This window comes from Muriicola sp. E247 (assembly GCF_041358175.1).
GTDB lineage: Bacteria > Bacteroidota > Bacteroidia > Flavobacteriales > Flavobacteriaceae > Muriicola.
The window spans coordinates 57188-77045 of sequence record NZ_JBGKBE010000010.1 but is presented as its reverse complement, the minus strand read 5'-3'; the positions used below and the strand labels follow the sequence as shown (position 1 = coordinate 77045).

The 19858-nt window shown below is 41.6% G+C and carries 20 protein-coding genes; 7 read left to right on the top strand and 13 right to left on the bottom strand.

All coding sequences use genetic code 11. The features are described 5' to 3' along the window. The first annotated feature begins 22 nt into the window (after positions 1-22). A complete protein-coding gene (lpxK, locus tag ACA086_RS13195; RefSeq protein ID WP_371003811.1) occupies positions 23-1015 on the top strand; it encodes a tetraacyldisaccharide 4'-kinase in 993 nt (330 codons plus the stop codon). On the opposite strand, the gene ACA086_RS13190 is transcribed toward lpxK, so the two are convergent. The 9 genes from ACA086_RS13190 to ACA086_RS13150 all read right to left on the bottom strand — a co-directional run bounded on the left by ACA086_RS13190 (position 1010) and on the right by ACA086_RS13150 (position 9892). Continuing rightward, positions 1010-3235, bottom strand: a complete 2226-nt coding sequence (locus ACA086_RS13190) for an ATP-binding protein (RefSeq protein ID WP_371003810.1) — start codon at positions 3233-3235, stop codon at positions 1010-1012. The genes lpxK and ACA086_RS13190 overlap by 6 nt on opposite strands. After that, positions 3232-4242 carry a type I glyceraldehyde-3-phosphate dehydrogenase gene (gene gap, locus ACA086_RS13185; protein ID WP_371003809.1) on the bottom strand — a complete coding sequence of 337 codons (1011 nt, stop codon included), beginning with the start codon at positions 4240-4242 and terminating at the stop codon, positions 3232-3234. Before gap ends, ACA086_RS13190 begins: the two co-directional genes overlap by 4 nt. Positions 4243-4307: 65 nt before the next feature. Continuing rightward, positions 4308-5183, bottom strand: coding sequence for a lipoyl synthase (lipA, locus tag ACA086_RS13180; protein ID WP_371003808.1), 876 nt, complete (start codon positions 5181-5183; stop codon positions 4308-4310). Positions 5184-5244: 61 nt separating this feature from the next. Next, complete coding sequence (locus ACA086_RS13175; protein WP_371003807.1) at positions 5245-5808, bottom strand: RNA polymerase sigma factor; 564 nt, start codon at positions 5806-5808, stop codon at positions 5245-5247. 40 nt (positions 5809-5848) lie between these two features. After that, the gene (locus ACA086_RS13170; protein ID WP_371003806.1) at positions 5849-6055 is read right to left on the bottom strand and encodes a membrane or secreted protein; all 207 of its coding nucleotides are present in this window, start codon (positions 6053-6055) and stop codon (positions 5849-5851) included. Between the two features lie 75 nt (positions 6056-6130). Next, complete coding sequence (locus tag ACA086_RS13165; protein WP_371003805.1) at positions 6131-6889, bottom strand: anti-sigma factor domain-containing protein; 759 nt, start codon at positions 6887-6889, stop codon at positions 6131-6133. Beyond that, the gene (locus tag ACA086_RS13160; RefSeq protein ID WP_371003804.1) at positions 6889-7452 is read right to left on the bottom strand and encodes an RNA polymerase sigma factor; all 564 of its coding nucleotides are present in this window, start codon (positions 7450-7452) and stop codon (positions 6889-6891) included. Before ACA086_RS13160 ends, ACA086_RS13165 begins: the two co-directional genes overlap by 1 nt. Positions 7453-7688: 236 nt before the next feature. After that, entirely contained in the window at positions 7689-8702 is a 1014-nt protein-coding gene (gene murB / locus ACA086_RS13155) for a UDP-N-acetylmuramate dehydrogenase (protein WP_371003802.1), read from the bottom strand. Beyond that, positions 8699-9892 carry a pyridoxal phosphate-dependent aminotransferase gene (locus ACA086_RS13150; RefSeq protein WP_371003801.1) on the bottom strand — a complete coding sequence of 398 codons (1194 nt, stop codon included), beginning with the start codon at positions 9890-9892 and terminating at the stop codon, positions 8699-8701. Before ACA086_RS13150 ends, murB begins: the two co-directional genes overlap by 4 nt. Positions 9893-10116: 224 nt before the next feature. Here ACA086_RS13150 and ACA086_RS13145 point away from each other — a divergent pair, with 224 nt between their 5' ends. After that, the gene (locus ACA086_RS13145; protein WP_371003800.1) at positions 10117-11385 is read left to right on the top strand and encodes an aspartyl protease family protein; all 1269 of its coding nucleotides are present in this window, start codon (positions 10117-10119) and stop codon (positions 11383-11385) included. A gap of 38 nt (positions 11386-11423) precedes the next feature. Here the strand turns inward: ACA086_RS13145 and ACA086_RS13140 are convergent, their stop codons facing one another. Further along, positions 11424-11810, bottom strand: coding sequence for a DUF1573 domain-containing protein (locus ACA086_RS13140; protein ID WP_371003798.1), 387 nt, complete (start codon positions 11808-11810; stop codon positions 11424-11426). A gap of 193 nt (positions 11811-12003) precedes the next feature. Between ACA086_RS13140 and ACA086_RS13135 the strand changes: the two genes are divergently transcribed. The 5 genes from ACA086_RS13135 to ACA086_RS13115 all read left to right on the top strand — a co-directional run bounded on the left by ACA086_RS13135 (position 12004) and on the right by ACA086_RS13115 (position 18137). Next, positions 12004-14640 (top strand): valine--tRNA ligase, encoded by a 2637-nt coding sequence (locus ACA086_RS13135; RefSeq protein WP_371003797.1) that lies wholly within the window; start codon positions 12004-12006, stop codon positions 14638-14640. A 71-nt stretch (positions 14641-14711) separates the two neighbouring features. Beyond that, positions 14712-15374 carry a hypothetical protein gene (locus tag ACA086_RS13130; RefSeq protein ID WP_371003796.1) on the top strand — a complete coding sequence of 221 codons (663 nt, stop codon included), beginning with the start codon at positions 14712-14714 and terminating at the stop codon, positions 15372-15374. 76 nt (positions 15375-15450) lie between these two features. Then, positions 15451-16041, top strand: a complete 591-nt coding sequence (locus ACA086_RS13125) for a hypothetical protein (protein ID WP_371003795.1) — start codon at positions 15451-15453, stop codon at positions 16039-16041. Between the two features lie 53 nt (positions 16042-16094). Then, positions 16095-17363, top strand: coding sequence for a sterol desaturase family protein (locus ACA086_RS13120; RefSeq protein ID WP_371003794.1), 1269 nt, complete (start codon positions 16095-16097; stop codon positions 17361-17363). Positions 17364-17369: 6 nt separating this feature from the next. After that, positions 17370-18137 carry a creatininase family protein gene (locus tag ACA086_RS13115; RefSeq protein WP_371003793.1) on the top strand — a complete coding sequence of 256 codons (768 nt, stop codon included), beginning with the start codon at positions 17370-17372 and terminating at the stop codon, positions 18135-18137. Positions 18138-18139: 2 nt separating this feature from the next. Here ACA086_RS13115 and ACA086_RS13110 read toward each other — a convergent pair whose 3' ends face one another. The 3 genes from ACA086_RS13110 to ACA086_RS13100 are packed head-to-tail and all read right to left on the bottom strand — an operon-like array spanning position 18140 to position 19857. Continuing rightward, a complete protein-coding gene (locus ACA086_RS13110; protein ID WP_371003835.1) occupies positions 18140-18409 on the bottom strand; it encodes an acyl-CoA-binding protein in 270 nt (89 codons plus the stop codon). Then, complete coding sequence (locus ACA086_RS13105; RefSeq protein WP_371003791.1) at positions 18396-19067, bottom strand: phosphatidylserine decarboxylase family protein; 672 nt, start codon at positions 19065-19067, stop codon at positions 18396-18398. Before ACA086_RS13105 ends, ACA086_RS13110 begins: the two co-directional genes overlap by 14 nt. Then, positions 19057-19857, bottom strand: coding sequence for a phosphatidate cytidylyltransferase (locus tag ACA086_RS13100; protein WP_369747178.1), 801 nt, complete (start codon positions 19855-19857; stop codon positions 19057-19059). The genes ACA086_RS13105 and ACA086_RS13100 overlap by 11 nt, the downstream gene beginning before the upstream one ends. Between the last annotated feature and the right edge of the window lies 1 nt (position 19858).

Genomic DNA, 19858 nt, shown 5'->3' with positions numbered 1-19858 from the left:
AAAATATTATATTTTCGTTCCGATGCAACTCCTGAGAAAAATAGCCTTTCCTTTTTCCCTGCTTTATGCCATGGTAGTTTATCTACGTAATCTGTGCTATGATACAGGGGTATGCAGGTCGAAAAGTTACCGCACACCAACCGTTTGTATTGGTAATCTCAGCACAGGAGGAACCGGGAAAACTCCCATGATAGAATGGGTACTAAGACAGCTTCAGCAAAATAAAAAATGCGCAGTGCTGAGCAGGGGTTACAAAAGAGAATCCAAAGGATTTTTAGTCGTAGAACCGGGGTTAGCTCCTGAAGAAGCGGGGGATGAGCCCTTGCAGATTGCAAAAAAATTTCCAAATGCGATTGTCGCTGTAGATCGCAACAGGCAAAGAGGTATAGCCAATTTGGAAATGCAGCATTCTCCTGAACTTATATTGCTCGATGATGCCTTTCAGCATCGCAAGGTAAAAGCAAGCTTAAATGTCCTTCTTACAGCCTATTCTCAATTGTATTCACAAGACTGGTATCTCCCTACGGGAAATCTGAGAGATCACAAGAATCAGTCTAAAAGGGCAAAGATCATTATTGTAACCAAATGTCCTGTTGACCTGGATAAGGAAGAACAGCATAAAATTATCAGCAGCCTGGATCCCGGTCCCTCTCAATTAGTTTTATTTTCAAGTCTGGCATACAATGATCAGGTTATCGGAAAAAACGATTCCCGCTTACTGAGTAGTTTTGTGTCGGAGGAGGTTTTATTGGTTACTGCCATCGCTAATCCTGAACCACTGTTACTTCACCTCAGGCAAAAAGGGATTCAATTCAAACATAGAAATTTTCCAGATCACCACTATTTTACTGAAAAGGAGATTATGGAGTTTAATAATGCACCTATTGTGCTGACCACGGAAAAAGATTTTACAAGGATGGGAGGGAAGGTATCCGGGGCCTATTATTTACCCGTACAACATCAATTTCTGAAAGATGGAAAAGACAAGTTTCTAAGTATATTGAATACTTTATGAAGCGGATTTTTTCTGCTTGGCGTCCACAAAGTTCTCTCCGATTTTCTGATAGAACACTTCCGGTTTAAAAGGTTTTGTTACTACATCATTACATCCGGCTGCATAAAAAGATTCCAGACTATCGTCTAATGAAATGGCCGTTAATGCTATGATTGAGGTTTGGCGATCAAATTTCCTGATTTCGATGGTAGCTTCAACCCCGCTTATTCCGGGCATATGGATGTCCATTAAAATACCGTCGTACTGGTTTTTATTGGCCTTGTCGATGGCTTCCATACCATTTTCGGCAATATCACAGCCAATACCTCGCTTAGCCAGCATTTTCTTGGTAATTACCTGGTTGATCTTGTTGTCCTCAACCACAAGGACATGGAGGCCATTGAGATCGTACTCCTTCTGCTCCAGTTCAAATGGCACGTCATCCACGACACTATCTTTTGCTTTAAGTTCCAGTTCAAAAAAGAAAGAACTGCCCTTACCTATTTCACTTTTCAGTTGGATCTGACTGTCGAATAGTCCCAGAAGACTTTTTACGATGGTCAGTCCCAGACCAGTTCCTCCGTATTCTCTGTTGATTTGAATAGAGCCCTGTTCAAAACTGTCAAAAATACTTTGCTGCTGTTCTGTGCTGATTCCGATACCGTTATCCCTGACCTCAAAATAGATGGTGACATTTTCTTCTTCCTTTTTAAGCAACTTTGCTATTACCCGAACTTCTCCGTTTTTAGTGAACTTTATGGAATTTCCTATAAGATTGATAAGTATCTGAGAGAGTTTTAAAGGGTCGCTCATCAGATGCTGGGGTATATTGTCATCGTATTCGAGAATGATCTTGGTATTCTTTTCCTTGGCACTTTGCTGGAGCGAATCTATCACCTCACTGATAATCTTTTTCAGATAGAATTCTATGCTTGCTGGTTCTAATTTATCAGCATCAATTTTATTGATCTGGAGAATGTCATTGATAAAATTCAGGAGGTAATCCCCTGAGAATTTAAGGGATTTGAGGTGTTCTTTCTGATGATCCGGAGGGTTTTCTTCCAGCAATAAATGAGTTAATCCGGTAACGGCATAGAGCGGCGTCCGTAACTCGTGACTCACAGTTGACAGGAAATTTGTTTTAGCTTCCATAGCCTGTACGGCGGCATCCCTTGCGGCCTGCAATTCCCTGTTCTTGGTTTGCAGCAAATCGTTGGTCTTGAGTTTGATTTGGTTATTGCGATACAGGGAAACAGCAAGGAGTGAAATTATGGTTAAAAAGGCCGATGTGAGTATAGCGGTAATCTCAGATCGGTTGGCCGATTCACTGAGTTCCTCAATTCGTTCATCCTGTCTTGCAATAACAGCCTTGGCATCTTCCATAGCCAGCTTATCGGCTTTGTTGGTTTCAGCCTTTAATTTATCTATGGTAAAAATAGAATCCTTGATTTTAACAATGTTCTCTTTGTATTGCAGTGCCAGTTTGTACTGCGCATCTTTTTCATAGGCCTGGGCAAGATATTCGTTGGCTTGCAGAAATTCGGTCTTAAAATTATTACGCTTAGCCAGCTCAAGGGCATTTATACTATTCTTTATACTCTCTTTAAAATCCTCGGTTTGCAGGTATAGTTGAGCCAGACCTAGGTATGCTTTGGTAGTGAGAAAATTCTTTTCTACTGGATCTGTGTTTACCAGAAGGGCATTGAAACTTATTGAGGCTTTTTCATAATCCTGGATCCGCATATATATCATTCCCTCCAACAAAACCATGTTGTTTAGGAGGTTTCTGTCATTACTGAGCTTTTTAGCTTCAATTAGCTCCTGTAATGCTCTGAAATTGAGATCTGAACTAAAGAGTAGTTTAGCTTCCACAAACTTGGAAAACCCCTCACCTGAGGGATAAGACAGGTAGCTTTCCAGCATTCGATTGGCTCTCGCCAGGTAAAATTCGGCCTTTTCTCTGTCGCCCCTTAACAAATTCAGCAGCGCAAAACGATTGTAGGTGCCAATCATTCCTTTTTCGTTCAGGGAAGATTCTGCAAATTGCTGGGCCTTATCAAGTACATCAAAGGCCCTGTCAAGCTGATCCTGGTTTTTATAAGTAGTGTATTCCTCAAAGTATTCGGACAGAGTGGCTTCAATAGAAGCTGTATCCTGCGACCGTAAGGGCATAAGGATGGTAGCCAGTACAAAGAGTACCAGAAAGCCTAAGCGTTGTTTATATGGTCTAAGATCGATCAAATATATTCTTTACGCTCTAAAAATTGAATTACATCGATGATCCTGCTGCTATATCCGGTTTCATTATCGTACCAACCTATAACTTTTACCATTTTACCCAGTACAGATGTCATCATAGAATCAAACGTACAGGAATAGCAACTATTGTTTATATCTATAGAAACTATAGGGTCTTTCGTATAAAAAAGTACGTTTTTTAGTTCATTTGCCGCTAATCTCTCAAAAGTATCATTAATTTCCTGAATGCTGGTATCTTTTTTAACGTTTAGTGTGATGTCGGTCAGAGATCCATTTGGAACCGGAACCCTGATCCCGCAACCGCCGATAACTTCGGCGAGATCGGGAAAAATACGCGTTAAAGCTTTGGCCGCCCCCGTTGTAGTCGGGATGATCGATTGTGTAGCCGCTCTTGCCCTTCTCAGATCACGATGTGGCCGATCGTGAAGGCTTTGATCTGAAGTAAAGGAATGTACCGTGGTAATGTAAGCCTGCTCTACTCCCCAGTGATCATCGATGACTTTGATCATGGGTGCTGCGTTGTTGGTAGTACAAGAGGCATTTGAAATAATATGGTCATCGGCGGTAAGCGTTTTGTGATTTACCCCATATACAATCATTTTGATGTCATCGCTTTCCGGTGGCACTGCCAGAATAACTTTCTTTGCCCCATTAGTCAGGTGTTTGTTTAAATCATCTTTAGATTTAAACTTTCCCGTAGCTTCAACAACCAGGTCTACTGCAGCTGTGGTCCAGTTTATTTTTTCCGGGTGGTCATGTTGGGTCATAAGAATTTCCTGCCCGTTCACCAGTAAGAAGTTTCCCCGGGCTTCGATTTCCTGACTGAAAGGTCCGTGGATACTGTCGTATTTCAATAAATGAGCAAGGGTAAGTGGATCTGCCAGGTCATTTATTGCGGTAACCCTTATGCTTGGATGCCCCTGTAGTAGACGAAATAAGGTCCGGCCTATACGACCAAATCCATTGATGCCGATATTTATCTTTTTCATGGGATTTTAAATATGTCCAGGCAGAAGATCCTGTGCCCGGGTTTGGTCTTCGCCTGTCCTGGTGATCAGAGGATATGTTTATGAGCCTTGTAAGAAGACCGAACCAAAGCACCACTCTCCACATGTCGGAAGCCCATTTCAAGCCCTATGGTTTCGTATTTCTTAAACTGCTCAGGGGTAATAAATTCCTTCACAGGAAGGTGCTTTTTTGACGGTTGTAAATACTGCCCAATCGTTACGACATCAACATTAGCTTCTCGAAGGTTTTTCAGTGTTTCAATAACTTCTTCTTCCAGTTCTCCCAGACCAAGCATAATACCTGATTTGGTCCTGTTGACTCCTGCATCTTTCAGGTAGCGCAAAACTTCTAAACTACGTTCATATTTGGCCTGTATCCTTACCTCCCGGGTTAACCTTTTTACAGTTTCCATGTTATGGGAAACAACTTCGGGAGCTACTTCTACTATCCTGTCCAAGTGCCGTTCAATACCCTGGAAATCGGGAATAAGGGTCTCTAATGTGGTCTGTGGATTCATTCTCCGAATTGCCTTTACGGTCTCTGCCCAGATTATAGAACCCATATCTTTTAAGTCGTCCCGATCCACAGAAGTAATCACCGCGTGTTTAATTCCCATGATCTTGATAGACCTAGCAACTTTTTCGGGTTCTTCCCAGTCTACTTGTTCCGGCCGGCCTGTTTTTACGCCACAGAAACCACAGGATCGGGTACAGATATTCCCGAGGATCATAAAAGTGGCAGTGCCCTCTCCCCAACACTCTCCCATATTAGGGCAACTCCCGGATGTACAAATGGTATGCAGGTCATACTTATCTACCAAACCTCGCAATTGGGTATATTTCTTCCCTGTTGGAAGTTTAACCCTTAACCATTTTGGTTTTCCTTTAGGTGGGGCTACCGTAGCCGTACTTTCCTCACTCATAGGTAAAATTTGTACAAATATACGAACAAAAATGATCGCAATTTTCCTTTACGTAGGGGGGTTATTTCGCCTTGATCATTTCAGCGAGAAGTTTTTTAGCTCTTAGTAATTTAACTTTTACATTGTTGATTGGTTCATTTAATTCCTCAGCAATGGCGGCATAGGAAAGTTCCTGAAAATATCGCAGGTTAATCACTTCTCTGTAATGTGGCTTAAGATTCCTGATATGACCTAAAAGGCTGGCCAGATTTTGCTTTTGAATTAACTGATCTTCAGCACTGGGAGCACTGTCAAGCACTTTTTTGATGACTTCCTGATTCCCGCGATGACTCTGTTCCCAAACGTTTCTTTTACGTTTTCTTATCAGGTCGATGTGTATATTTTTGGAAATGGTAAATAGCCAGGTTTTAAATTCATAGGAATCGTCATAGCTTTGAATTTTGTCGAATGCCCTGGAAAATGTCTGAATCGTAATGTCTTCAGCATCATTTTCATTCTTGGTCCTGCTTAGCTGAAATCCGTAAACCTCATTCCAGAACCTGTCAAGAAGAGCACTGAAGGCCATCTGATTACCGGCCTTGGCTTTTTCAATCGTTTCCTTGAGGTTTAGGGAGGAGGTATCCAATTTATCTGATTAGGAAGTAAGGATGATCGAATAATATGGCCTACTGCAAACGCGAAGTCTCGTTTCTGCATTCCTGTTCATCCGGCAGTTTGCCGCACATCCCACAGGCTTCCCCACTTTTATTAAGGAAGGGGCTCTGGCTTGCGCAGGTTCCGGCAAATTTACCGTCTTTCTGCGTCCAGATTTTAATGGCGATGCCTGCAAAAGCGAGGGCTAACAGACCAATTGTCAATAAAACTAACTTCATGATTAAAGTTTGTACAAAGATATAAAAAATAAGCCCCCGAAGTGGGGGCTTAAAAGTTAATCAATCACCAAAAATCTAATAAGATATATTGGCTACGATGTTTTGTACGGTCGGACTTGGATTTCCGCCCATTGGTTCAATGGTAATATAGCCGATCGCATTTTTACCATAGGGTAAAGGAAGTAATTTGTCCTTGTCTTCGATACTTTTAATGATGCCTAGATTCACCATATCTCCGTTGACCTCTGCCCACATTTGATAGACCTTATCCTCAGGGAGATTTGGTAAATTCCTGACATTGATATAAGATAGTTTTTTAACAGGGTTAACATACGCCACGGCCTTCAATTCCCTTGCTTTTTCATTGCCATTAACAAGATATTTCTTGGTCTGAGGGTTGTTGAGAACGATAAATTGGTTGCGAACATCCTCCAATTGTTGTTTCATATCCGCTTCCAGGTTTTGAATTCGGTTGTTCACCATGGTATTCTCATCCTGCAGGTTCATATTCTGATTCCAGAAAAAATAAGAAGACCCTGCAAAGAGGAAGGCAGCAATACTTGCAGCAATAGCGAAACGACGCACTTTTCTCCTCCCCAGATCCTGCTTCCTGATTCTTTGAAGGATTTTTGCTTTCAGGCCATCAGGCGTTGGTATAGCATGCATTTTTGCATAAATCTCCAGGTTTTCCTGGAGTTCTTCAAATTGCTTCCTCACATCGGGATACATGACGATATAGCGCTCAACACGGGCTGTCTCAACAGCGGAAGTCGCCCCCAGGAGATATCTCTCAAGAAGATCCGACTCTAAAAAAATCTTTATTTTGTCTTTCATCACTTTAGAATTAATAAGATCAACATCATCAGGGTACTGCCGTAAATTTTACCTAATTCCCTCAGGCCTATTTTTAATCGTGATTTGATAGTGCCAAGGGGAATATCTAGTTCGTCGCTAGCTTCCTGCTGGGTCATTCCCTGAAAGAAAAGTGCTTCAAGTACCACCTGGTATTTGTGCTCGATCTTTTCGAGATTCTCCCTGACATCCATAAACTCTGGTCTGATGTCGTCAATTCCTAAATTATATACGTTGGAAACGTCTAATTGGATTTCCTTGTCCGATTTTGTTTGAACACTTCTGAGTTTGTCAATTGCCGTATTTCTGATAATTCTGAAAAGCCAGGTAAACAATTTTGCTTTGGAGGGGTCGTAAGTGTCAGATTTTTTCCAGATTTTAACAAAACTTTCCTGCACCACGTCCTGAGCCAGATCTTCATCTCTGACAACCTTAAGCGCTACGCCGTAAAGCGTATCTCCGTAATGGTCGTATAAGAGTGAAATGGCCTTTTCATTGCGTTCCTGCAATAACTCTACAATGTGTTTTTCAAGCAGTATGCTCATGGCTGGATGAGATATTAAAAAATACCCCGGGGGCATCCAAAAATATCATTTTTCACGTATATAGTGGAAACGCTAATTTATAAAATTGATTCTTATTAAAACGGGATCTCACATTTAATTAGAGAAATGAGCAACTGATTATTGCTCATATAGTTTTTGGTTAGTTTGGTTTGAAGTAACCTCCGGGATAGCAGATTCCGGGGGTTATTTTTTGATGATCTATCCCATTTCGGAAGTTATAGTACGTTCACCTCTGGCTCAATAGAAATGCCAAAGTTTTGCTTCACTTTTTTCTGAATTTGTCTTGCCAGGTTGAGGATTTCCTCTCCGCTGGCATTTCCGTAATTGACCAGGACAAGTGCCTGATACTGATGAACTCCCGCATCGCCCTGGCGAAGTCCCTTAAAACCACATGAATCGATCATCCATGCTGCAGGGATTTTAATCTTGTCTTCGGAAACCTTGTACGAAGGGATCTCAGGGTAGCGTTCCTTCAACTGCTCGTAAATATCGACCGAAACCACAGGATTTTTAAAAAAACTACCACTGTTTCCCAGGATGGCGGGATCAGGTAATTTACGCTGCCTGATGCTGATTACCGCTTTTGAAATATCTTTAATGGTGGGCTGTAAAATTCCTGTGTTACTTAACTCTTCCCCAATAGTGCCATATCCTATCCGTAGCTTGTGATCTTTGGTGCTCAACCTGAAATTTACAGAAGTTATGGCATATTTCCCTTTTCCCTCATGTTTGAAATAAGACTCGCGATATCCAAACCGGCAATCCTGCAATGAAAAAGTGTGCAGTTTCTGAGTTTCGATTTCCATTGCTTCACAACTCACAAAATGATCCTTTAATTCAACCCCATATGCTCCGATATTCTGAATTGGAGCACTTCCCACACTTCCGGGTATTAAAGAGAGGTTTTCCAGTCCTCCCAGATCTTTTTCCAGTGTCCAAAGCACCAGATCATGCCAGTTTTCTCCTCCCATCACCTTGATCTCTGCAAAATCATCCTGCTGTTCAATGATTTCTTTCCCCATCAGACCTATGTGAATAACCAGTAAATCAAGGTCTTTGGTAAGAAGCATATTGCTGCCACCCCCCAGAATCATTTTATTTGGATATTTATCCTGTTGAAGGACCCATGTCAACTCCTCAATAGAAGTGACTTCCGCGAAGTATCGCGCTTTTACATCAATACCAAAGGTATTATAGGGTTTAAGGGAAACATGTTCCAGAATTTTCACGCCTGAGGATATTTTTTAAGTGCCTCTCTGAGAATTTCAACGGCTTTGATAAGTTGGTTTTTTTCAAGAACATAGGCAATTCTGATCTGATTTTTCCCCAGGCCTTCTGAGGCATAAAAGCCGGCAGCAGGGGCAACCATAACAGTCTGGCCGTTTAGTTCGAATTTTTCAAGCAGCCATTGTGCAAAATCATCTGCATCTGCAACAGGCAATTCGACCATACAATAAAAAGCTCCTTGCGGCCTGGCGATCTTCAGGCCTTCTATTTTCGATAACTCTTTTAACAGAATATTCCGCCTTTCTACGTATTCCTCTATCACAGCATCAAAATAGCTTTGGGGTGTACTCAGGGCAGCTTCACTGGCAATTTGAGCATATGTGGGCGGGGAAAGCCTTGCCTGCGCAAATTTTAGGGCTGTCTGGATAACCGACTTGTTTTTGGTTACCAGAAAACCAATCCGGGCACCACACATACTGTACCTTTTCGATACTGAGTCAACTACAATACTGTGATCTCCCATTCCCGGTTCCTGCAAAATGGAATAGTGTTCTATTCCATCGTAGGCGAATTCCCGGTAAACTTCATCGGCAATCAGGAATAAGTCGTGTTTTTTCGCCAGGGCAGCCAGTTTCTTAATTTCCTCTTTTTTATATAAATATCCGGTTGGATTCCCCGGATTACAAATCAAAATAGCCCTGGTTTTATCGGTTATAGATTTTTCAAAAATCTCCAGGGGGGGCAAAGCAAAATTATCCTCGATTTTAGAAACAACGGGTACCACCCTTATTCCTGCGGCTACGGCAAATCCATTGTAATTGGCATAAAAGGGCTCGGGGATAATGATCTCATCATCGGTATCTGCAATACTACCCATTACAAAGGCAAGTGCTTCCGATCCGCCTGTGGTAACAATGATATCCTTATGCGTTACCTCAATATCGTTGACTTTGTAGTAAGAAGCGACTTTCTTGCGAAACTCGTCCGTTCCCTCTGTCCTGCTATAGGAAAGTACCTCAATATCGTTGTTTTTAATTGCGTCAAGGGCTGCCTGAGGCGTTTTTATATCGGGCTGCCCGATATTGAGATGAATTACATCAACCCCCCTCGCTTTGGCATCCTCAGCAAAAGGAACCAACTTCCGGATAGGTGATGAAGGCATTAACCGGCCTTTTTTTGATATAACAGGCATGTTTTTAATTTTCAGCAAAAATGGTAAATAAGGATGTACAAAACAACTGCAATAAGCTTATTATTGAGGAAATAAGGGAATGTTAAAAGTAACACAACCTAAAAATTTAATTTGTATCTTAGAGAGGTATCCCTTAGGTACTTAGCATGTTAAAACATCCATTTTGGCTGGGCCTAATACTTCTGTTGTGCATCCCGATTTCAGGAACAGCACAAAGATTTTATATGCCTGAAGGGGTGAAGTCGCAAAAAATCAATTTTCAACTCATTAACAACCTCATTGTAATTCCACTGGAAATCAATGAAGCCAAACTGAATTTTATCCTGGATTCGGGCGTCAGCAAACCCATACTGTTTAACCTTTCCGATCAGGATTCCATACAGCTTAAAAATGTTTCGGAAATCACTATCAATGGCCTGGGAGCCGGGGAGCCAATAAAAGCACTCAATTCCAAAGGGAATAATTTTAAACTTAAAAAAATACGAAATAACGATCAGCAAATTTTTGTCGTTTTAGACAAGGATATCAATTTTTCGCCCACCCTGGGGATTCCGGTTCATGGGATCATTGGCTTCGACCTGTTTCGGGACTTTATTGTGGAGGTGAATTACGGAGGGAAGACGATCAGGTTTCACAATCCCGAATATTATAAGGAAAAGTCTTCAAACAATGCTCAGACCATTCCTCTTTCCATCGTCGACAGGAAAGCCTATATCACGGGTAAAGTGAGTTTTGAGGACCAGGACAATGTCCCTGTTAAGTTACTGGTCGATACAGGAAGTAGTGATGCGGTCTGGTTGTTTCAGGATCTGGAAAAAGGCATCAATATCCCCGAAAAGCACTATGTAGATTATTTAGGGAAGGGTCTTAATGGGAGCATTTTTGGAAAACGTACAAAAGTAAGGAAAGTACAATTGGGCGATTTCGTCCTGAAAAATGCTAAGGCTGCCTTTCCAGATATGTTTTCCTTTAGTAGTATAAAGGACCATGGTGACAGGAATGGTACTTTGGGTGGTGAGATACTCAGGCGTTTTAACATCGTCTTTAATTATCGCGAGAATTTTATACAATTAAAAAAGAATAGCTTTTTTAATGAACCCTTTAAGTTTAATATGAGCGGTCTAGAATTACAACACAATGGGGTTCGGTATATTGCTGAGAGAATTACCGATAGCCGGGGAGTTGTCAAGAATGACGAGCGCAGTTTCGGGGATGTTCAGATTCTGATGGAAAACAGAACCCGACTCAGTTTGGTTCCCGAGATAATCGTATCGGGTATCAGAGCGGGTAGCCCCGCGGATGAGGCCGGACTCAGAGAAGGAGATGTTATTCTTGCGGTAAATGGAAAGCGAGTCCATAAATACAAACTCCAGGAGATCATGAACATGATTAATGAAAAAGAAGGCAAGAAAGTTCGGCTTCTGATCGAAAGATACGATTCGGATTTGCTCTTTTCCTTTACGCTCAAAGATGTCTTCAACAAAAAACCCTGACCAGTCGGCCAGGGCTTTCTTATAAAATATTCTTAATCTTATTTTCCGTCAATTGGCTTCACCTCACCTTTGATTTTTAAAACCTTGGTAGGGGTATCAGCATTGGAAATAACAGTAATGGCCTTTCTGATAGGACCCACTCTGTTCGTATCATATTTCACTTGAATTTCGCCAGTTTTACCGGGCATAATGGGTGCTTCCGGTTTTTTCGGTATAGTACATCCACAGCTTGAACTCACCTTTGAGATGATCAAAGGAGCCTCTCCGGTATTTGTAAATTCGAAAATTCGGACTCCATCACTACCCTTTTCAATCTGACCATAATCAACAGTTTCAGTCTTGAACTGTATTTTGGCCATTTTTTCCTGAGCCTGAACGCTTAAGGCCAGAAGGCCAACAAACAATACTAATACTATTTTTTTCATCACATTACTTTTTGAGGAATCTCAAATGTAGCATATTTGCAACAACATCCAAAATTCTTTTGTTATCTACTAACGTTACTTATTTTTGTTTCGTATTTCACATTTAATTTTTGTTCGGTTTTCAGGTTAAAATCCCTGATCAACCCATAAAATACAACACATTCACCCCCTAAAAGTCAAGAATCATACCAAAATGGACATTCCTTCAAAATACGATCCCGGCAAAATAGAAGACAAGTGGTATGATTACTGGTTGAAAAACAAGTATTTCCATTCTGTTCCTGACCATCGGGAACCCTATACCATTGTAATTCCACCCCCGAATGTTACCGGGGTATTGCATATGGGGCATATGTTAAATAATACGATTCAGGATGTACTGGTAAGGAAGGCACGTCTTCAAGGTAAAAATGCTTGCTGGGTGCCGGGTATGGATCATGCTTCCATTGCCACAGAAGCCAAGGTGGTGAGCAAACTCAAAGAGGAGGGTATCCGCAAATCAGATCTCAGCAGGGACGAATTTCTTGAACACGCCTGGGATTGGACGCATACTTATGGCGGTGTAATCCTGGAACAGCTAAAAAAACTGGGATGTTCATGTGATTGGGACAGGACGAAATTTACTATGGATGAGGATATGTCCGCCTCCGTAATCAGGGTTTTTATCGACCTTTATAAGAAGGATTTGATCTACAAGGGCTACAGGATGGTCAACTGGGATCCCGAAGCAAAGACCACCTTGTCTGATGAAGAAGTTATTTACGAAGAAAAGCAAGGAAAACTCTTCTATATCAGATACAGTGTAGAGGGAAGCGAGGAGAAACTTACCATTGCCACCACCAGGCCAGAAACAATTTTGGGGGATACAGCCATTTGCGTGCATCCTGAGGATGAACGTTTTGTTCATCTTCACGGGAAAAATGCTATCGTTCCTGTATGTAACAGGGTAATTCCTATTATTCTCGATGAATATGTCGATATGGAATTCGGGACGGGATGTCTGAAAGTTACCCCGGCCCATGACGAGAATGACTGGCAACTGGGAGAAAAACACCAATTGGAGACCATAGATATTTTTAATGAGGACGCATCACTAAACAGCTACGGACTCCACTATGAGGGGAAAGATCGCTTTATAGTTAGAAAGGAAATCAGTGAGGAACTAAAAGAGCTGGGTGTATTAGAAAAAATTGAGCCGTACACCAATAAAGTGGGTACATCGGAACGTACTAAAGCTGTTATTGAACCCCGTTTGTTAGATCAGTGGTTTCTTAAAATGGAAGACCTGGTAGAACCAGCGCTGAAGGCAGTAACCGAAACTAAGGAAGTAAGGTTTTTTCCAAAGAAATTTGAGAATACCTACAAGTACTGGATGGAGAATATCAGGGATTGGAATATTTCCCGCCAATTGTGGTGGGGACAACAGATTCCTGTTTTTTATTACGGAGATGGCCCTGATGACCTTGTGGTTGCCGAAAATGCAGCAGAAGCCCTGGAAGAAGCGAGAGAAAAAAGCGGAAATCCATCCTTAAAGCCCGCAGATCTGAGACAGGATGAAGATGTTCTCGATACCTGGTTTTCCTCCTGGCTTTGGCCAATAAGTGTTTTTGGGGGTATACTGGATCCCGATAACAAGGAGGTAAGCTATTACTATCCAACCAACGACCTGGTAACCGGTCCGGATATCATCTTTTTCTGGGTAGCCCGAATGATAGTGGCAGGTTATGAGTTCAGGGGAGAAAGACCTTTTGAAAACGTGTATTTTACCGGACTCGTAAGGGATAAGGAGAGACGAAAAATGTCTAAGCAACTCGGGAACTCACCGGATGCACTAAAATTGATTGGAAATTACGGTGCAGACGGAGTACGGGTAGGATTGCTACTCAGTGCTGCTGCAGGAAATGATCTGCTATTTGATGAATCGCTCTGTCAGCAGGGGAAAAATTTTGCCAATAAGATCTGGAATGCGTTCAGACTGGTTAAAGGCTGGGAAGTAAAAGATATGCCACAACCTGAAGCGGCAGCACTTGGTATAAAATGGTATCAGGCGAAAATGAACGCAACCCTGGTAGAAATTGACGACCATTTTTCAAAATATCGTATCTCCGATGCCCTGATGGCCATTTATAAACTTATCTGGGACGATTTTTGTTCCTGGTTGCTGGAAATCGTAAAACCTGCCTATCAGCAGCCCATTGACCAGAAAACTTATGGGCAGGTCATCGGCCTGTTTGAAGAAAACCTGAAGGTCCTGCACCCATTCATGCCTTTCTTGTCTGAGGAAGTATGGCAATGTATGGCTGAAAGGACCCCGGAGCAAGCCCTGGTGGTATCCGCCTGGCCAGAGCCCGGGAAATTAGAACCTGAAGTACTAAAGGCTTTTTCCTATACGGCTGAGGTCATTTCGGGAGTCAGGACGATCAGGAAGGATAAAAATATCCCTTTAAAAGAGGCTTTAAGCCTGGCGTGTATTATTTCTCAGGAAATAGACCCTGAATGGGATACTATTGTGAAAAAACTGGGGAATATCGAAGAAATCACTACAATTTCGGAAGCCCCCGAAGGTGCACTGTCATTTCGGGTAAAGAGCAATGAATATTTTATTCCTGTGGCGGGTTCGGTAGATATTGAGGCTGAAATCAAAAAAATAACTGAGGAATTAAATTATACTAAGGGATTTTTACAATCTGTCGAGAAAAAACTCGCGAATGATCGCTTTGTTAATAATGCCCCGGAAGCTGTTGTGGCTATTGAAAGAAAAAAGGCAATGGATGCAGAGGAAAAGATCATTACCCTCGAGAAAAGTCTTGCCTCCCTCTCCGGAGCGTAGCAAATCCTAATAAAAAGCTAATAAGAAGCAGGTTTTCAACTACTTGTGATATATTTATCCAAAAAGGAACTATGAAAAAATTTAATTTTATCCTCCTGGGAATTCTTTGTTTTGCCTTGCTTTCATGTTCAAATGACGGCGATAATTCAGATACAAATCAGGAACAGATGGCACCAGCGCTTCGAACAAACATCGTCGATGCAGCATTTGAACAGGCTCTTGTGGATTTGGGAATAGATGATGTTGTAGACGGATCAGTGCTGACCAGTGAAGCTGAAATGGTTACCTCTCTTGTCATGAACGATAAGGGTATATCCAGCCTGCAGGGCATTTCTGATTTTATTATGCTCGATAATCTTTGGGTAAATGACAATCAGATAAGCAGTCTGAATCTCTCTGGCAATACGCTTCTTAAGTTTATTTACGTTCAGAATAATGCATTAACAAGTATCAATGTATCTAATCTGAATGTTCTGGAGAAGTTGTCTGTTCCGGGTAACAACCTTACCCAACTTGATATTTCTGACAGCAGTACTTTACAGCTTCTGGAAATCAATGACAATACTTTAGGGGCAATTGATCTGTCGGCCATTCCCAATAGTTTGCAGTTGAACACATTCGCGGTTGAGAATAATCCACTTACCTGTATCAAGGTCAATGAAGAGATTCTAAATGACATCCCTGCTCAATGGACCAAGGATATGGACGATAACTACGCCCTGAACTGTAACTAATGTCGTTTTACATCTTAAAAAATAGGAACTTCAAAATTGATGCCTGTTTTTTTTATCTTTAGGCAAAGCGAATCCAATGAAAACACTTGTATCATTATTCCTTGTATTGCCGTTTTTTTTAGGTGCACAAGAGGAGAATGTAAAAATTCTGCCTAAAGAAGTTCAGATTGCAACTGCTGTATTGCCCTTACCTGAAAATCAAAAGGAGGGAGCCATGGTCTATGGTTATAATGCTGATGGAGAATTCGTAGTCCTGAGAAAGGGAACCAATAACATGGTTTGTGTCGGGGATAATCCATATAGAAAAGGAATCAGTTCCAGTTGCTACTCTGTAAAACTTGAACCTTTTATGGCAAGGGGAAGGGAGTTAAATGCTGAGGGTAAATCCCAGGATGAACGAAATGAAATCAGGGGTCGGGAAATTGAAACAGGTGCCCTTCCTATGCCCAGGGAACCAAGTATGCTTTATGTCTTCTTTGGCAAGGAGGAAGACTATGATACTACTACCGGAGCCCTGCCTAATGGCAAGTTTCGATATGTGATCTATACTCCTTTTGCCACTACAGAATCAACAGGTCTGCCAGATAAACCTCACGCTCCGGGAATGCCGTGGCTGATGGATCCGGGAACCCACAGGGCACATATTATGGTAGGACCTTTTAATTAGTTTTATACCTTCTTTGAATTTGTTATTTTATCCCTGACAGACAGTATCACAAAATGGAAACTTACGCCAATGCCCTCTTATATGCTATTCCCTTCTTTATAGTCTTGTTGTTAATAGAGATTCTGTACGGGCATTTTGTAAAAAATCAGCATCATAAGGTATTGGATACGGTAAGCAGTATTAGTTCCGGACTGACCAATATTGTTAAAGACTCTCTGGGCCTGGGGTTGATATTGGTAAGTTATCCTTTCCTGTTGAAAAACCTTGCAATAACAGAGATTGAAGCTACATGGCTGGTCTGGTTAGTCGCCTTTCTGGCTATTGATTTTGCCGGATACTGGAACCATCGTCTCAGTCATCATATAAATATCTTCTGGAATCAACATGTGATCCATCACAGCAGTGAGGAATTTAACCTGGCCTGTGCCTTACGCCAGTCCATCTCAAATTTACTGGGCTACTTTCCTCTTTTTCTCTTTCCTGCTGCCTTTCTGGGTGTTCCTGCTGAGGTGATCGCCATCATCGCACCTGTACATTTGTTTGCACAGTTCTGGTATCATACGCAGCATATTGGAAAAATGGGATGGCTCGAATACATTATTGTGACACCATCACAGCATCGGGTACACCATGCGATCAATCCCGAATATATCGATAAGAATCTGGGGCAGATCCTTTGTGTCTGGGATCGGTGCTTCGGAACTTTCCAGGAAGAACTGGAGCAGGTACCTCCCCAATACGGGGTTTTAAAACCGGCACATACCTGGAATCCCATATTGATCAATTTTCAGCATTTATGGAGATTATCTGTGGATGCCTGGCGGACTAAGAGTTTAAAAGACAAATTCAGGATATGGTTTATGCCTACCGGTTGGCGGCCCTTAGACGTACAGGAAAAATATCCCACCAAGATAATACAGGATGTATACGGTTTTAAACGATATAAAACATTGGCCTCCTCATTCTTAAAAGGCTATGCCATTTTTCAGATGGTTTGTACCCTGGCTTTAATTCTCTTTATGTTTTACAATTATACTGAGATCGGGTTTAGTGGGCTACTTCTTTGCGGAGCCTATATTTTTCTTGGAATTTTTGGGTATACCAGCCTGATGGACCGTCAGAATTTTGCGTTTTATATAGAATTTTTCAGGGGTATTGCCGGTATCGCCCTTATATGGGTAACAAATGACTGGTTTGGAATTAATTCGATCTGGGAATATGGTAGTCTTGTAATTGCTACGTATTTCGGTCTATCCATTTTGGGTGGATTCTACTTTACCTTTGTCGAAAGAGCAGGCATAGAACAACAAATCGCTTTATAAAATAATATGGGAATAAGACCTTACATCCTTGCTGAAACTAACTGGCTGGCGTTAAAGCAAACTCAATTTGAACTGGCAATTTTACCCTGGGCAGCTACCGAGGCACATAATTACCATCTCCCATATGGAACGGATATCTACGAGGCCGATCATCTGGCTGCTGAAGCTGCTAAACTGGCATGGGAAAAGGGAGCTAAGCCCATAGTGCTGCCAACCATACCCTTTGGTGTCAATACCGGACAATCTGATATCTATCTTGATATCAACTTAAATCCAAGCACACAACTAGCCATACTGGCAGATATCATCACCGTACTGGAGAGACAGGGGATACATAAATTACTTCTTTTCAATAGTCACGGGGGTAATAATTTTAAAGCGCTGGTAAGAGAATTAGGCCTGAAATTTCCCAACATGTTCCTCTGTGTCTCCAATTGGTTCAAAGCCCTGGAGAATGCCGATTATATTGTTGAAAAAGGAGATCACGCCGATGAAAGAGAAACCAGTCTGATGCTGTATTTCCGTCCCGATCTGGTCCTCGATAAAAACCAGTGGGGTGATGGGAAAGCGAAAAATTTCAGGATTCAAGCTTTTTCTGAAGGATGGGCATGGGCAGAAAGAAGGTGGTCTGAAATATCAGAAGATACTGGGGTAGGGGATCCATCGAATGCCACTGCAGAGAAGGGTGAACGTCTTTTTAAAGATGTAACTCTAAAAATGTCTGAATTTATCTTCGAGCTGTGTAAGGCGGATACTAAAGATCTCTATGCCTGAAATTAAAAAGAGCTTATTCCGAATTCTTTTTTAACCAGGACAATGTATTTTTCCATCGCTTCTTCGGGTTGTAAATTTTGTGCCTGGAAAAGTGCATTCGCTTTAAAGGCATTAATAAGGGGAGTCTTACTTCCGGGATTGTTGTAATTCTGATTGGCGATCTTGTAGTATGCGTATAGTTTTAAGAGCAGATCGGGGGGGAGAGGGTCAGTATAGTTACTGATATAGTTAACTGCTTTTTCAAATTCGGTATGCAGCCTATCCTTCTCCATCATTTTCTTTAATTGTAGCCAGACAGGTGATGGCACCTTTTACCTTTTGATTGAGTTTTACAGCCACCCGGGCATCTACCGGGAGTAGTACGTCAACCCTGGAGCCAAATTTAATAAAGCCGCTTTCTTCACCCTGTTGTGCACTTTCGCCCTCTTCCGCGTAATTCACTATGCGTCTGGCCATGGCCCCGGCAATCTGACGATAGAGAATATCTCCGAATTTTGGAGTTCGTATGACCACGGTGGTCCGTTCGTTTTCTTCACTTGATTTGGGATGCCAGGCTACCAGGTATTTTCCCGGATGGTATTTGGAATATTGAATGACTCCACTGGCAGGATATCTCGTCACATGTACATTTACCGGAGACATAAAGATGGAAATCTGTAGTCTTTCTTCATTAAAATACTCCTTTTCCATGATCCTTTCAATCACAACAACTTTTCCATCCACCGGTGCATGGATCTCGTTAAAATTTTTATTGGATATTCTTTTTGGATTTCTGAAAAATTGGAGAATAAGGATAAGTACCACTAATGCCAGACCCTGAACGATTAGTTTATAGGTAGGATTACCCATATAAAAATGCGCCAGAAGAATGATGATGGCTACGGTGAAGAAAGTCAGGAGGATAATGGTGCGTCCCTCTCTATGAAACATAGGTAAAAATATTTAATACAAGATATGCAAATGGTGCTGCAAATATAAGACTATCCAAACGATCGAGCATCCCACCGTGCCCGGGAAGAATTGCACCACTGTCTTTTACTCCTGCCAATCTTTTTAGTTTTGATTCAATCAGATCTCCCAGACTGCCCATTATGACAATTACCGAAGCGAGAATTATCCACTCTGCCGGCTTTAAAATGGGTTCGTAAAGGGAAAGAATATAGGCAGCAATAAGCGTAAAAATAAAGCCTCCCAAAGTTCCTTCTACAGTTTTCTTAGGGGAAACAGAGGGATATAATTTTGTTCTTCCAATGGATGATCCTACCAGGTAGGCAAAAGAGTCGTTCACCCAAATTAGGATAAAGATTCCCATGATCAACAGTTTTGCAAAATCATCATCCTTGTAGGGAATCATGGTCAGGAATATACATCCACCACCGATATAAAAGAGACCTATGACAAATTTTTCATAGGCTCTGTAGAATTTCTTTTTAGTGAACAGGAAGTAGATCATCGTTATGTTGACCGTAATGGAAAGAAACATCAGGATATTAATAAGAACTGCATCCCTGACGATGTAAATAAACAGCCACCACAGACCGAGATAGGCTGCAAATAGGTAGTAGCCTCTTAATCCCACAAGTTTCTTGAATTCGTATAAACAGGCAAGCCCAAATACCATAAAAAGGAAGTCGAAGGCGTCTGAACTTAAAAAAACGGCCGAAAGGAGTAAAATCACGTAAACAACCCCCGTAAGTAACCGCCGTAGAAGTTCCCTCATC